This window comes from Micromonospora sp. 067-2, from assembly GCF_046549295.1.
In the GTDB taxonomy this organism is placed as follows: Bacteria; Actinomycetota; Actinomycetes; order Mycobacteriales; family Micromonosporaceae; genus Micromonospora.
In genome coordinates this window covers 695,682-709,279 of sequence record NZ_JAJPWB010000001.1, presented here as the reverse complement: position 1 = coordinate 709,279, position 13,598 = coordinate 695,682, and the positions used below count along the sequence as shown (strand labels likewise).

At 73.7% G+C, this 13,598-nt stretch carries 10 protein-coding genes; 7 read left to right on the top strand and 3 right to left on the bottom strand.

The features are described 5' to 3' along the window. Nucleotides 1–46 precede the first annotated feature (46 nt). Genes ACLJN9_RS03380 through ACLJN9_RS03370 form a run of 3 tightly spaced genes read left to right on the top strand, consistent with a single transcriptional unit; the run spans nt 47 to nt 4,985 of the window. Nucleotides 47–1,513: a sensor histidine kinase gene (locus ACLJN9_RS03380; RefSeq protein WP_410809539.1), complete on the top strand. Its 1,467-nt coding sequence runs from the start codon at nt 47–49 to the stop codon at nt 1,511–1,513. A 44-nt stretch (nt 1,514–1,557) separates the two neighbouring features. Then, nucleotides 1,558–3,759, top strand: a complete 2,202-nt coding sequence (locus ACLJN9_RS03375; protein ID WP_410809473.1) for a glycosyltransferase family 39 protein — start codon at nt 1,558–1,560, stop codon at nt 3,757–3,759. Then, on the top strand, nt 3,756–4,985 hold the full coding sequence (locus ACLJN9_RS03370; RefSeq protein ID WP_410809472.1) for a glycosyltransferase: 1,230 nt from the start codon (nt 3,756–3,758) through the stop codon (nt 4,983–4,985). The genes ACLJN9_RS03375 and ACLJN9_RS03370 overlap by 4 nt, the downstream gene beginning before the upstream one ends. Before the next feature lie 4 nt (nt 4,986–4,989). Here ACLJN9_RS03370 and ACLJN9_RS03365 read toward each other — a convergent pair whose 3' ends face one another. Next, complete coding sequence (locus ACLJN9_RS03365) at nt 4,990–5,853, bottom strand: arginase family protein (protein WP_410809471.1); 864 nt, start codon at nt 5,851–5,853, stop codon at nt 4,990–4,992. A gap of 224 nt (nt 5,854–6,077) precedes the next feature. Here ACLJN9_RS03365 and ACLJN9_RS03360 point away from each other — a divergent pair, with 224 nt between their 5' ends. From ACLJN9_RS03360 to ACLJN9_RS03345, 4 genes are all read left to right on the top strand, one after another. Next, a complete protein-coding gene (locus ACLJN9_RS03360; protein ID WP_007459587.1) occupies nt 6,078–6,227 on the top strand; it encodes a hypothetical protein in 150 nt (49 codons plus the stop codon). A gap of 13 nt (nt 6,228–6,240) precedes the next feature. After that, the gene (locus tag ACLJN9_RS03355; protein ID WP_410809470.1) at nt 6,241–7,671 is read left to right on the top strand and encodes a class I SAM-dependent methyltransferase; all 1,431 of its coding nucleotides are present in this window, start codon (nt 6,241–6,243) and stop codon (nt 7,669–7,671) included. Continuing rightward, a complete protein-coding gene (locus tag ACLJN9_RS03350; protein WP_410809469.1) occupies nt 7,664–9,727 on the top strand; it encodes a sulfatase-like hydrolase/transferase in 2,064 nt (687 codons plus the stop codon). Before ACLJN9_RS03355 ends, ACLJN9_RS03350 begins: the two co-directional genes overlap by 8 nt. A 176-nt stretch (nt 9,728–9,903) precedes the next feature. Further along, on the top strand, nt 9,904–11,187 hold the full coding sequence (locus ACLJN9_RS03345) for a citrate synthase (RefSeq protein WP_410809468.1): 1,284 nt from the start codon (nt 9,904–9,906) through the stop codon (nt 11,185–11,187). A 96-nt stretch (nt 11,188–11,283) separates the two neighbouring features. On the opposite strand, the gene ACLJN9_RS03340 is transcribed toward ACLJN9_RS03345, so the two are convergent. Beyond that, nucleotides 11,284–11,928, bottom strand: a complete 645-nt coding sequence (locus tag ACLJN9_RS03340) for a maleylpyruvate isomerase N-terminal domain-containing protein (RefSeq protein ID WP_410809467.1) — start codon at nt 11,926–11,928, stop codon at nt 11,284–11,286. A 36-nt stretch (nt 11,929–11,964) separates the two neighbouring features. Continuing rightward, on the bottom strand, nt 11,965–13,368 hold the full coding sequence (locus ACLJN9_RS03335; protein WP_410809466.1) for a glycosyltransferase family 4 protein: 1,404 nt from the start codon (nt 13,366–13,368) through the stop codon (nt 11,965–11,967). Nucleotides 13,369–13,598: the final 230 nt, after the last annotated feature.

The following is a 13,598-nucleotide window of genomic DNA, read 5'->3' as shown; positions in this document are numbered from 1 at the left end:
CGGCGACCGCCCGCGCCGCCACCCGGTGCGCGGCGCTCGCCGGTGGCTGGCCGGCCGGTCCCTGCGTACCCGACTGGTGTTCGCTCTCGTCGCGCTGCTCGCGCTGGTCAGCGTCGCCATCGGCGGGCTCACCACGGTGGCTCTGCGGCAGTTCCTGATCGACCGCCTGGACGCCCAGCTGGATCCCGCGATCGTCCTGCGCGGCGACCGCCCCGGTCGGCCGGCCTGGCCGCGCACCGGACCTGCGGTTCCGCCCGGCCTGCCCGACGGCACGGTGGTAGCCGACATCAGCGGCGGTCAGGTGACGGCCGCCTCCACCCTGACCCGCGGCCCGTCCAGCGACGAGCCCTTCCCCGACGAGGAGGCCGTCCCGGTCGACGAGGTCAGCGCGCTGGCCGACCTGCCGGTCGGCGCCCGGCCGCGCACCGTCGACCTCGGCGCGCGCGGGGACTACCGGGCCGTGGCCCAGCAGTTCCGCGACGGCCGGGTACGCGTCATCGCGCTGCCGCTGGCCGGTGTGCAGGAGACCGTCTGGTGGATGGTCGCCGCGCAGGCCGGGGTGGCCGCCGTCGGGCTGGTCCTCGCCGGCGGCGCCGGCGCGTTGATCGTCCGGGCCACCCTGCGGCCGCTGAACCGGGTGGCCGCCACCGCCACCCGGGTCACCGAACTACCCCTGGACCGCGGGGAGGTGGCGCTCGCCGTGCGGGTGCCCGCCGCGGACACCGATCCGCGGACCGAGGTCGGTCGGGTCGGCGCGGCGCTGAACCGGATGCTCGGCCACGTGGCCGACGCGCTCGCCGCCCGGCAGGCCAGCGAGACCCGGGTACGCCAGTTCGTCGCCGACGCCAGCCACGAGCTGCGCACCCCCCTCGCGGCGATCCGCGGGTACGCCGAGGTGGCCCGGCGGGGTCGCGACGAGGTCCCGGCCGACGTGGCGCACGCGCTGCGTCGGGTGGAGTCGGAGAGCACCCGGATGACCAGCCTCGTCGACGACCTGCTGCTGCTGGCCCGGCTGGACACCGGCCGTCCGCTCGCGGTCCAACCGGTCGACCTCACCGCCCTGGTGGTCGACGCGGTCAGCGACGCGCACGTGGCCGGCCCCGAGCAGCGCTGGCAGCTCGACCTGCCCGAGGTGGTGATCCGGGTTACCGGCGACGCCGCCCGGCTGCACCAGGTGCTGGCGAACCTGCTCGCCAACGCCCGGGTGCACACCCCGCCGGGAACCGTGGTGACCACCACCCTGGCCGTCGAGGGCAACGCCGTCGAGGGCAACGCCGCCGTGCTCACCGTCGCCGACGACGGGCCCGGGGTGCCGGCGGAGCTGCAACCGGAGATGTTCGAGCGGTTCGCGCGCGGCGACAGCTCCCGCTCCCGGGCGCACGGCAGCACCGGCCTCGGTCTGGCGATCGTGGCGGCGGTCGTGGAGGCCCACCACGGCACGGTCGCGGTGGACAGCCGGCCGGGCCGGACCGTGTTCACCGTCCGGTTGCCGAATCCCACAGCTGACGCATAGTCGGCGCACGGCGGCGGGCCAGGCCAGCCGCCGAGGCTTGCCGCATGGACAGAACCGAGACCCTGCCGACCGCGCCCGCCGATCCCGACCCGGACGCCCCGCCACCACCACCGGCCACGCGCCCGCACGACGAGCATCCGCCGCCGGCAGCGCGCGAGTCCCCGACCTGGGCCCGGCCCGCGCTGGTGGTCCTGTTACTGGCCACCGGCCTCCTCTACCTGTGGGGGCTCGGCGCCTCCGGCTGGGCCAACTCGTTCTACTCGGCGGCCGTGCAGGCCGGTTCGGTGAGTTGGAAGGCCTTCTTCTACGGCTCGTCGGACGCCGCCAACTCGATCACCGTCGACAAGACCCCCGCGTCGCTGTGGCTGATGGCCCTGTCCGTACGCGTCTTCGGCCTGAACAGCTGGGCGATGCTCATTCCACAGGCGCTCTGCGGGGTCGCCTCGGTCGGCGTGCTGCACGCCACCGTCAGGCGGTGGTACGGGCCGGCGGCCGGCCTGATCGCCGGTGCGGTGCTCGCCCTCACTCCGGTGGCGACGCTGATGTTCCGGTTCAACAACCCCGACGCGCTGCTGGTCCTGCTGCTGGTTGCCGGGGCGTACGCCACCGTCCGGGCCGTGGAGTCGGCCAGCACCCGGTGGATCGTGCTGGTCGGCGTGCTGGTCGGCTTCGGCTTCCTGACTAAGATGCTGCAGGCGTTCCTGCTGGTGCCGGTCTTCGCCGGGGTCTACCTGGTGGCCGCGCCGACCGGGCTGTGGCGGCGGATCCGGCAGCTGCTGCTGGCCGGCCTGGCCGTGGTGGTCTCCGCCGGCTGGTGGGTCGCGGTCGTCGAGCTGGTGCCCGCAGACGCACGCCCCTACATCGGCGGGTCGCAGGGAAACAGCATCCTGGAGCTCACCCTCGGCTACAACGGCCTCGGCCGGATCACCGGTGACGAGGTGGGCAGCGTCGGTGGTGGCGGCCGGATGGGCGGTGGTGGTGGCGGCCCGTTCGAGGGGCAGGCCGGTCTGCTGCGGATGTTCGGCGGCGATGCCGGCGCTCAGATCTCCTGGTTGCTGCCGGCCGCGCTGATCCTGCTCGTCGCCGGCCTGCTGGTGGCCGGGCGGGCGGCCCGCACCGACCGCACCCGGGCCGGGCTGCTCCTGTGGGGCGGCTGGCTGCTGGTCACCGGTCTGATCTTCAGTTTCATGTCCGGGATCTTCCACGCCTACTACACGGTGGCGCTCGCCCCGGCGGTCGGCGCGCTGGTCGGCATCGGTGCGACGCTGCTGTGGCGGGCCCGCACCGTGGAGCCCGGCACCGCGACCGACCGGGGAGGCACGCCGGGTCTGGCCCGGTGGCGGCCGCTGGCCGCCACGCTGACCCTGGCCGGTGCGTTGGTGGTCACCGTCTGGTGGTCCTGGGTGCTGCTCGGTCGCAGCGCCGACTGGTACCCCTGGCTCCGGACCGTCGTGCTGGTGGCCGGCCTGGTCGCCGCGGCGCTGATCGTGCTGGTCGGTCAACTGCCCCGCCGGTTGGCGGCGGTGGCGCTCGGCCTGGGTGCCGCGGCGGCGCTGGCCGGCCCGGCGGCCTACGCGGCGCAGACGGCGGGGACCCCGCACACCGGGTCGATCCCCAGCGCCGGCCCCACCGTGCAGGGCGCCTTCGGCGGTCGGGGCGGCTTCCCCGGTGGCCGCCTGCCCAACGGCATGGAGCTGCCGGCCAACGGCCAGTTCCCCGGCGGCGGCCAGTTCCCCCGGGGCGGCCAGTTTCCCGGCGGGCAACTGCCCGGCGGGGGCCGCGACGGCACCCCGAACGGACAGTTCCCCGGTTTCCCCGGCGCAGGGCAGAACGGTCAGCTTCCGCTGACGCCGGGCCGCGCCGGCGGCGGCATGGGCGGGCTGCTGGACACCCGCGAGCCCAGCGCCGCGCTGCGTGAGCTGCTGCAGCGCGACAGCGGCGACTACACCTGGGCAGCGGCCACCATCGGCTCCAACAACGCCTCCGGCTACCAGCTCGCCACCGGGCGGCCGGTCATGCCGATCGGCGGGTTCAACGGCAGCGACCCGTCACCGACCCTCGCGCAGTTCCAGCGTCACGTCGCCGACGGAGACATCCACTACTTCGTCGGTGGCGGCGGTTTCCGGGCCAACGGTGGCAGCTCCGCCTCGCAGGAGATCAGCGCCTGGGTCGCGGAGACCTTTCCGGCGCAGACCGTGGACGGGGTCACCGTCTACGACCTGAGCAGCGGCAAGGAAACACCATGAGCGCGGTAGGCGGCACCCGGGCCGCTGTCCGGGCCGTGCCCACGACGGCCGGCGCGGTGCTGGACGTGGTGATCCCGGTCTACAACGAGCAGACCGACCTGGAGCCGTGTGTACGACGGCTGCACGCGCACCTGAGCGAGCACTTTCCGTACCCGTTCCAGATCACCATCGCCGACAACGCCAGCGTCGACGACACCCTGAAGGTGGCCGACGGGCTCGCCGGTGAGCTGCCCGGCGTCGAGGTGCTGCACCTGGACGCCAAGGGGCGGGGGAGGGCACTGTCGGCCGCCTGGTCCGCGTCGTCCGCGCCGGTGCTGGCGTACATGGACGTGGACCTGTCCACCGACCTGGCGGCGTTGCTGCCGCTGGTCGCGCCGCTTCTCTCCGGGCACTCCGACCTGGCGATCGGCACCCGGCTGGCGCGTACCTCCCGGGTGGTGCGTGGTGCCCGGCGGGAGGTGATCTCGCGCGCCTACAACCTGCTGCTGCGCGGCGCGTTGGCGGCGCGGTTCTCCGACGCGCAGTGCGGGTTCAAGGCGATCCGCGCGGACGTGGCCGGGAGACTGCTCCCGCTGGTGCGCGACACCGGCTGGTTCTTCGACACCGAGTTGCTGGTGCTGGCCCAGCGGGCCGGGTTGCGCATCCACGAGGTGCCGGTGGACTGGGTCGACGACCCGGACAGCCGCGTCGACCTCGTCGCCACCGCGCTGGCCGACCTGCGCGGCGTGGGTCGGGTGGGTCGTGCGCTGCTGACCGGCGCGCTGCCGCTGGCCGAGTTGCGCGCGCAGGTGGGCCGGGCGCCGCTGGCCGCGCCGCCGGCACAGGTGCCGGTCGGGCTGCCCCGGCAGCTGGTCCGGTTCGCCGCGGTCGGGGTGGCCAGCACGCTGGCGTACCTGCTGATCTTCGTGGCGACCCGGGGCGCGCTGGGGCCGCAGCCGGCGAACCTGCTGGCGCTGCTGCTGACGGCGGTGGCGAACACGGCCGCGAACCGGCGGCTGACGTTCGGCATCAGCGGGCGCCGGCACGCCGGCCGTCACCACGTGCAGGGCCTGCTGGCGTTCGCGCTCGGCCTGGCGCTGACCAGCGGCGCGTTGGCCGCACTGCACGCGGTCGTCGGCGTGCCCACCCGACCGGTCGAGCTGGCCGTGCTGGTCGCCGCGAACCTGGCCGCCACCGTGCTGCGCTTCGTGCTGCTGCGCCTCGGCATGCACCACCGGCACGACTGAGCGCTCAGCCGGCCGCGCCCAGCACCTCCACGAGGACCTCGACGACGCGTCGCGTGAAACGCCCGTCGGGGTCCTCGTCGGCGTTCAGGTCGGTCACGCTCATCCCGAGCAGCCGGTCCGCGCGGGCCAGCGGGGTGACCAGCGCGACCAGGTCCGGCCAGCGCAGCCCGTCCGGCTCGGGATAGGTCACCGCCGGCAGGTCGCGGGGGTCCACCGCGTCCAGGTCGAGGTGCAGCCAGGCTGGCCCGTCCCCGCCGGCGGCCAGGCCGGCACCGACCGTTGCGGCGCCCCGGCGTAGCAGCTCCGCGGCGGGCACCTGGTGGATCGCGGGGTCGATCCGGGCCGTCTCGACCCGGCTGCTGTCGTCGGTCGGTGGGCGGTGCCCGAGCAGGTGGACCCGGGCGGGGTCGAGCAGCGCGCCGTCTCGCCCGAGGGCGGCGTCCGGGCCGTGCCCGGTGATCACCGAGAGGTCCGTGTCGGCGGCCTCACCGGTCGGCGAGGTCGCGCCGTCGGAGAAATCCGGGTGGCCGTCGACGAACCACAGCTCCGTCGCCGGGGGCAACGCCCGGCAGATGCCGGGCAGGATCGCACAGTCCCCGCCGAGCACCAGTGGTCGGCGACCGTCGGCGAGGAGGCTCGCGACCCGGTCGGCGATGGCGGCGCCGGCCCGGCGGAGACCGGGGGGGCCGATCAGGCCGCTCGCCTGGTCGCGGACCGGATCGCGCAACAGCGCCTCGTCGATCCGGCCGCCGTCGTCGGCGGCCAGGGCGTCCAGTAGGCCCGCACGGCGCAGGGCGGCCGGCGCCCGTTGCTCACCGCGCCCGGTGCCGGAGGAATCCAGCGGTACGTCCACCACGACCCAGCGCACGTCCGCAGCGTACCGGCGGGACCGGTACCTCGTCGGCTGTCCCGAGCACTCGCTCGCCGCCGGAGGCGGGTACCTGTGGCGTGCCTGGGAGTCCGCCGATGTGTCCGGTACGACCTGGGCGATCGGCGTACGGTGGCAGACAAGTCCGGCTTTCTGGGTCAAAAGCCTCACCGCTGTACGCCCGGGACGCCGCTGTCGAGACGGGCGAGGGGAAGGAGCGATCGGTGATCCATCTGGCCTACCTGGACGCGGGATCCGGCAGCCTGATCGTGCAGGCGGTGGTCGGCGGGGTGGCCGGTGCCGCGGTCGCCGCCAAGCTCTACTGGCGGCGTCTGGTCGACCGGTTCCGTCGGCAGCCCACCGACCAGCGGTGAGCGGTCACCGACGATGACGACCTCACCCCCGGAGGTACGGCCCGAGCCCGGGTCCTTCCGCGACCCGGCCAACCGGGTCTTCCACGTCGGCGACGACGTGCTGCGCGGGCTGGACGCGCGGGCCGCCGAGACCTGGCGGGCGTTGGGGGCCAGCACGTTCTTCCCGGCGCTGGTGACCGCCGGCAAGGTCTGCGCCACCGAGGACGCACCGGCGGCACTGGTACCCGCCTCGGCCGGCGCGCCGTGGGCGGCCGTGCTGCGCCACGAACGCATCCCGTTCGTCTCCCACCCGTACGAGTGGTCCTTCGGCATGCTGCGCGACGCCGCGCTGCTGCACCTGGAGATCCTGCGCGACGCGCTCGCCGACGGCTTCACCACCAAGGACGGCTCGGCCTACAACGTGCAGTGGCGGGGCGTCGAGGCGGTCTTCATCGATGTCGGCTCCTTCGAGCCGGTGCGCGACGGCGAGGCGTGGGCCGGCTACCGGCAGTTCTGCCAGACCGTGCTCTACCCGCTGCTGCTCACCGCCCACCTCGGCGTCGACTTCCAGCCGTGGCTGCGCGCGCAGGTCGACGGCATCGAGGCCGAGCAGCTCCGACCGCTGTTCGGCGGCGCCCGCCGGCTGCGCCCCGGCGTGCTCACCCACCTGCACCTGCACGGCGCCATGCAGCAGCGCAACGCCGCCGCCAGCACCACCGACGTACGCGCCCAGCTGCGGGCCGCCGGCTTCTCCCGGGAGCTGCTGCTGGCCACCGTGCGCGGCATCGAGAAACTCGTCTGCAAGCTGGATCGTCGCCCCTCGGTCAGCCACTGGTCGGACTACCAGCGCACCTGCGGCTACTCGGCGCAGGACCGGGCGGCCAAGGAACGCTTCGTGACCGCCGCCCTGACCGGCGGCGCCCGGCCCCGCCTCGTGCTCGACCTCGGCGCCAACGACGGCCGGTACGCCCGGCTGGCCGCCGAGCACGCCGACTACGTGGTCGCCGTCGAGCAGGCCCCGGCCGTGGTCGACGAGCTGTACCGGGCACTGCGGGCCGAGGGCCAGCGGAGGATCCTGCCGCTGGTGCTGGACCTGGCCGACCCGTCGCCCGGTGGTGGCTGGCGTGGCGTCGAGCGGGCCGGTTTCGCCGAGCGGGCGTCGGCCGACGCGGTGCTCGCCCTGGCCGTGGTGCACCACCTGGCCATCGGGCGCAACGTCCCGCTGCCAGAGGTGATCACCTGGCTGGTCGGGCTGGCCCTGCCCGGCGGGACGGTGGTGGTGGAGTTCGTCCACCCAGAGGACCCGATGGCCCGCCGGCTGCTGGCCAACAAGCCCGACGGACTCTTTCCGGACTACCGGCGCGACACCTTCGAGCGGTTGCTCGCGGCACGGAGCCGGATCACCGACCGGCTGGAGCTGCCCTCGGGCACCCGCACCCTGTACCGGGCGGTGGTGGGTGGCTGAACCGACGTCGGTGAACCCGGCGGCACCACCGCCGGCACCGGACGCCGCGGAACCGGACACCGACCGGTGGGACCGCGGTTGGCGCGGTGAGCTGGGCCGGCTGCTGGAGATCGTCGCGCTGGTCGGGTTGGTGGTCACCCAGCCGCTGCTGGACGTGCTCGGCCGCAGCCCCGACTTCTTCCTCTTCCACCGCGCCGACACCCGCCAGATCCTGCTGCTGGTCGCTCTCGTGGCGGTGGCGCCCACCACCGGAGTGGCGTTGTTCGGAGCGCTCAGCCGGCTGGCCGGCCGGACCGCCCGCGCGGTCACCCACACCGGGCTGGTCGGGCTGCTGCTGGCCGCGCTGGCCGTGCAGGTGGGCCGGCACGCGACGCCACTGCGGGGCGTACCGCTGCTGCTGGTCGCCGGGCTGGCCGGGGCCGCCGGTGCGGCCGCGCACCGACGGTGGCGGGCACCGGGCCGGGTGCTGCGACTGGCCGCCGCCGGGCCGGTGGCCTTCGTGGCGCTCTTCCTGCTCGTCTCACCCACCTCGGCGGTGGTGCTGCCGCGCGGCGAGGGCGGCGCGGCCGGCGCCGCGCAGGGCACGGGCGTGCACCCGCCGGTGGTCATGCTGATCCTCGACGAGCTGCCGCTGGTCAGCCTGCTCGGCGCCGACGGCCGGATCGACGCGGCCCGCTTCCCGAACTTCGCCGAGCTGGCCGGGGACTCGACCTGGTACCGCAACGCCACCGGCGTGAGCGGCTGGACCCCCAACGCGCTGCCAGCGATGCTCACCGGCCGCTACCCGGCGCGGCCGGTCGCGCCGCACTACTCGCAGTACCCGGACAACCTCTTCACCGCCTTCGGCGGCCTGTACGACATCCACGCCCAGGAGACCGTCACCCGGCTCTGCCCGCCCAGCCGCTGCGAGCAGCCGGTAGCCCCGGAACAGGGGCTCGGCGTGCTGGTCCGGGAGACCCGCACGCTCCTCGGCCAGGTCGCCGGGCCGACGCCGACCCGGGTCGATCCGGAGGACTCCTACCGGGAACAGACCCGCGCCGAGGCCGGCCTGGACGGCGCCGAACCGGTGCCGGCCGACCCGAAGTTCCGCTGGGACAGCCTGGACGACAACCAGCCGGCCCGGTTCACCAGCTTCCTGGCGGGGTTGAAGCCGGCGCCCCGGCCCGCCCTGCACTTCCTGCACCTGCTGATGCCGCACACGCCGTGGGTGTTCCTGCCGTCCGGTGCGCGCTACGACGCCCCCGAGGACCTGCCCAACGACGGAGCCGGTTGGGTCGAGCTGGCCCGGCAGCGCCACCTCGCCCAGCTCGGCTACACCGATCGGCTGATCGGGCAGACGCTGCGGACGCTGCGCGCGAGCGGTCTCTACGACCAGGCCCTGTTCGTGGTCACCGCCGACCACGGGGTCAGCTTCCACCCGGGCGCCCAGGGCCGGGGCCTGGACTCGATCAGGGCCGCCGCCGGGGAGGTGGCGTGGGTGCCGATGTTCGTCAAGGAGCCCCGGCAGCAGACCGGCCGGGTGGACGACCGCAACTGGGAGCACGTCGACCTGCTGCCGACCGTGGCCGACGAGGCCGGCATCCGGCTGCCCTGGCGGGTGGACGGCCGCTCCGCCCGGCAGGCACCCCGCACCGACGGTACGAAGCACTTCTACGACCGTCCCGGCGAACCGATCACCTTTCCCGGCGGGGTGCCCACGCCGCCGCCGCTGCCCCGGCCACATCCACTGGTGGGCACCGAGGTCCGCGACGGCCCGGCCGTAGGCAGCGCCACGGTCGCCGACCTCGCCGCGTTCCGGGCCCTGGATCCGGACACCGGCACCATTCCGGCGCTGGTCTGGGGTGACGTGCCGGACCAGATACCGGACGGCACGCTGCTGGCGGTGGCGGTCAACGGTCGGGTCGGCGCGGTGGTCCCGGTGGTCCCGGCCGATCCTGGTGGACGCCGTTTCGCCGCGCTGCTGTCCGACGACCGGCTGTTTCGGGCCGGCACCAACCAGCTCGACGTCTACCAGGTCGCGTCGGACGGTACGCTGCGACGCCTTGCCCTGTCGTGAAAGCTGTTGCGGCCCTGCTCCCAGACAGCGGGACGCCGGGTTTCCCGTCTGCCCGGTTGGGAATCGGGTGACGCATACCTCACCGTCGAGCCACGGCGGGCGGTGTCCCCCGAGCCGCAATTACGGTAGAAGCGAAGGCAATTCAACGTAGATCTGCCGGCGAAGCGAGGAACCACATGACGGAAGTCAAGCTCGATCACCCCGGTGGGCAGCTGTCGATGCCGGTGCACCCCGCGGTCGAGGGCCCCGCCGGTATCGGGGTGAGCAAGCTGCTGAAGGAAACCGGGATGACGACGTACGACCCCGGTTTCGTCAACACCGCGGCTGCCTCATCCGCGATCACCTACATCGACGGCGACGCGGGGATCCTGCGTTACCGGGGATACCCGATCGAGCAGCTGGCCGGGAAGTCCTCCTTCCTGGAGGTTTCCTACCTGCTCATCTACGGCGAGCTGCCGACCGAGCAGCAGCTGACCGAGTTCACCGAGTGGATCCGGCGGCACTCGCTGCTGCACGAGGAGATGCGCCGCTTCTTCGACGGCTTCCCCCGGGACGCCCACCCGATGGCCGTGCTCTCCTCGGCGGTGAGCGCCCTCTCCACCTTCTACCAGGACAGCCTGGACCCGTTCGACTCCGAGCACGTGGAGATCTCCACGGTGCGGTTGATGGCGAAGGTCCCCACCATCGCCTCGTACGCGTACAAGAAGTCGATCGGGCAGCCGCTGCTCTACCCGGACAACTCCCTCGGGTACGTCGACAACCTGCTGCGGATGACCTTCGGTGTGCCGGCGGAGCAGTACGAGGTCGACCCGGTGATGTCGAAGGTGCTGGACATGCTCTTCGTCCTGCACGCCGACCACGAGCAGAACTGCTCCACCTCGACCGTCCGGCTGGTCGGCTCCAGCAACGCCAACCTGTTCGCCTCGGTCTCGGCCGGTGTGAACGCGCTGTTCGGCCCGTTGCACGGCGGCGCCAACCAGGCCGTGCTGGAGATGCTCCAGAAGATCAAGGCCGATGGTGGTGACGTCCGGTCCTTCGTCCGCAAGGTCAAGGACAAGGAGGACGGCGTCAAGCTGATGGGCTTCGGCCACCGGGTCTACAAGAACTACGACCCGCGGGCGGCGATCGTCAAGAAGGCCGCGCAGGACGTGCTGGGCCGGATGGCCAAGCCGGACCCGCTGCTGGACATCGCCATGGAGCTGGAGGAGATCGCCCTCGCCGACGACTTCTTCGTCTCCCGCCGGCTCTACCCGAACGTGGATTTCTACACCGGCCTGATCTACAAGGCCATGGGCTTCCCGACGAAAATGTTCACGGTGCTCTTCGCCCTCGGCCGGCTGCCCGGCTGGATCGCCCAGTGGCGCGAGATGATCTCCGACCCGGAGACCAAGATCGGCCGCCCGCGGCAGGTCTACGTCGGTGCCCCGGAACGGGACTACGTCCCCTTCAACGAGCGCTGACCCCCGCACCGCACCACCGACAGGCCTCGACCCATCAGGGTCGGCGGCCTGCCGGCTTCTGTTATCGAGTGGAGGGACTGGGCAGGCGGCCGAAGGTCAGAAGGCGGTGATGTCCCGCGCCCGCTCGCTGCGGCTCAGCGCGCTGATCAGCGCAGACTGGCCGTGGCGGCGCACGGCCAGCCGGACCAGCAGGTCGCGCACGGGGTCGAAGACCTCCGTCGGGAACACCGGCATCGGCACGCCCACGCTCGCCGCGAGGTCGTCGGAGTGCACGACGATCTCCAGCTGACGCGTGAGCAGGAAGTCACCGCGCCGCAGGGACCAGCCCTGCCACGGGATCGGCACGACGTCGCGGGCGGCCCCTCGGGAGAGGAGGTCGTCGACCTCCTGCAACGCGAGGGCGGAGCGGGCGTGCAGGTCCTCCGCCCCCCGTACCGCGTCGGCCTCATCCGGGCCGGCGGCGACCGAGGCCTCGTCCGGGGTTCCCTCGGTGACCCAGGCAGCCCGCTCGTAGTGCCCGTCCGCCGATTCGAGCGTGGGCAGGTCGGTCGGCATCGGCAGCAGCTCCGCCACCCGCACGGCCTGACGTCCCAGGTGGCAGGCCAGGCCCCCCACGGACAGGTGCGGCAGCGCGCTCGGGCTCGACCACCGCGCGGACACCTCGGGGCGTCGGATCAGCTCCAGTGCGATCGAGGCGGCAATCGGGAAGGCGGCATCCAGGGCGTCGACAGGGCGAGGCATCCGCACATTCTGACAGGGTGGGCGGGCAGTCGCTGATCAGCGCAGGCCGGCGGCGGCGAGCAGGTTGCCCTCCGGCAGCGCCGGAAGAGCGCGGCCGTGTGACATGCGCTGCTCGGCCCGCTGGGCGGTGAACGCGGCGTCGGCCGCGATGGCGGCGGCGTAGCTGGCGGCGGTGCGCTGGGCGATGGCCGACCAGCCGTACTGCTCGTGCACCGTCCGTCGGGCGCGGCGGGCCAGGGCGCGGGCCCGCTCCCGGTCCGACAGCAGCGCGTCGACGGCGTCGGCCAGCCCGTCGGGGTCGTGCGGTGCGAAGGTCATGCCCGTCACGCCCGGCTCGACGATCTCGGCGAGGCCACCGGTGGCGGCCACCGCCAGCGGTGCGCCGGCAGCGGCGCCCTCCAGGGCCACCATCCCGAACGGCTCGTAGATGCTCGGCACCGCGAAGCAGTCCGAGGCGGCCAGCAGCGCCGGCAGGTCCGTGCCGCCCAGGAAGCCCGGCATCGTGACCATGTCGCCCAGACCGTGGCGGTGCACCTCGGCCTCCAGCTCCGCGCGGTACGGGCCGTCGCCGGCGATCACCGCCCGCAGCCCGGGGTGCCGCTCGCGCAGCCGGGGCAGGGCGGCGATCAGGTGCTGCACACCCTTCTCGTAGACCAGTCGTCCGGCGAAGGTGACCAGCGGGCCGTCCCCGGCGAACCGGGCCCGGGCGGCGGTCACCGCGCGCGCCGGCACCTGCCAGCGGTGCGGCTCCACGCCGTTGGCCACCACGTCGACACGGCCGGCCGGCACCCCGAACAGCGCGGTCACCTCGTCGCGCATGTAGCCGGAGCAGACGATCACCCGGCCGGATTCGGTGCTCAGCCACTGTTCCACGCCGTGGATGGTCCGGTTCATCTCCTCGGGCAGCCAGCCCTGGTGCCGGCCGGCCTCGGTGGCGTGGATGGTGCTGACCAGTGGGATGTCCAGGTGGTCGCGCAGGGTCATGGCGGTGTGCGCGACGAGCCAGTCGTGGGCGTGGATGACGTCGTACGAGCCGGACTCGGTGGCCCGCAGCGCCGCCCGGGTGAGCGTGTGGTTGAACGCCATCGTCCACGCCAGCAGCGAGCCGGTGGCCAGCGGGAAGGTGACCGGGTCCTCGGCGGCGCGGACGATGCGGACGCCGTCGGCGTACTCCTCGAGGGGTGCGCCCTCGGCGTGCCGGGTGATGACGGTGACCTCGTGGCCGGCGGCGGCCAGCGCCACGGACAGCGCGTGGACGTGGCGGCCGAGGCCGCCGACGAGCACCGGCGGGTACTCCCAGGAGAGCATCAGGATGCGGCGGGTCTGCGGCGGGACCCCCGGGCCGGACTGTGCCGGGAGCTGGGGCCGGGAGGTCAGGGTGGGTCGGCGCACCCGGTCCGCGGCGGTGGCGGGCTGCTCGGCGACCTGCAGGGTCGTCACATCGATCTCCGTCCAGGCATGGGGAAACGCGCCGGCAGCGGTGACGGCGAAGTGGGAGGTGGTGGGGTGGCCGAGGGCCGAGGGGGTACGCGTGGGCGCGTCCGCGAAAAAGCAAACGGGAACGTCCCCGAACAAGCAAAGGCCATCGGGCGCTCTGGCGCATCCTCAAAGAGGCCAAGGTGACGGAAGACACCCGAAGGTTTGGCACGCATCAGACAGGTGGATTCCGG

Excerpts from the sequence above, each read along its gene's own strand:
- ACLJN9_RS03375 (WP_410809473.1), top strand. The coding sequence starts at position 1,558 with ATGGACAGAACCGAGACCCTGCCGACCGCGCCCGCCGATCCCGACCCG.
- ACLJN9_RS03340 (WP_410809467.1), bottom strand. The coding sequence starts at position 11,928 with ATGCCTCGCCCTGTCGACGCCCTGGATGCCGCCTTCCCGATTGCCGCC.
- ACLJN9_RS03345 (WP_410809468.1), top strand. The coding sequence starts at position 9,904 with ATGACGGAAGTCAAGCTCGATCACCCCGGTGGGCAGCTGTCGATGCCG.
- ACLJN9_RS03355 (WP_410809470.1), top strand. The coding sequence starts at position 6,241 with ATGACGACCTCACCCCCGGAGGTACGGCCCGAGCCCGGGTCCTTCCGC.
- ACLJN9_RS03370 (WP_410809472.1), top strand. The coding sequence starts at position 3,756 with ATGAGCGCGGTAGGCGGCACCCGGGCCGCTGTCCGGGCCGTGCCCACG.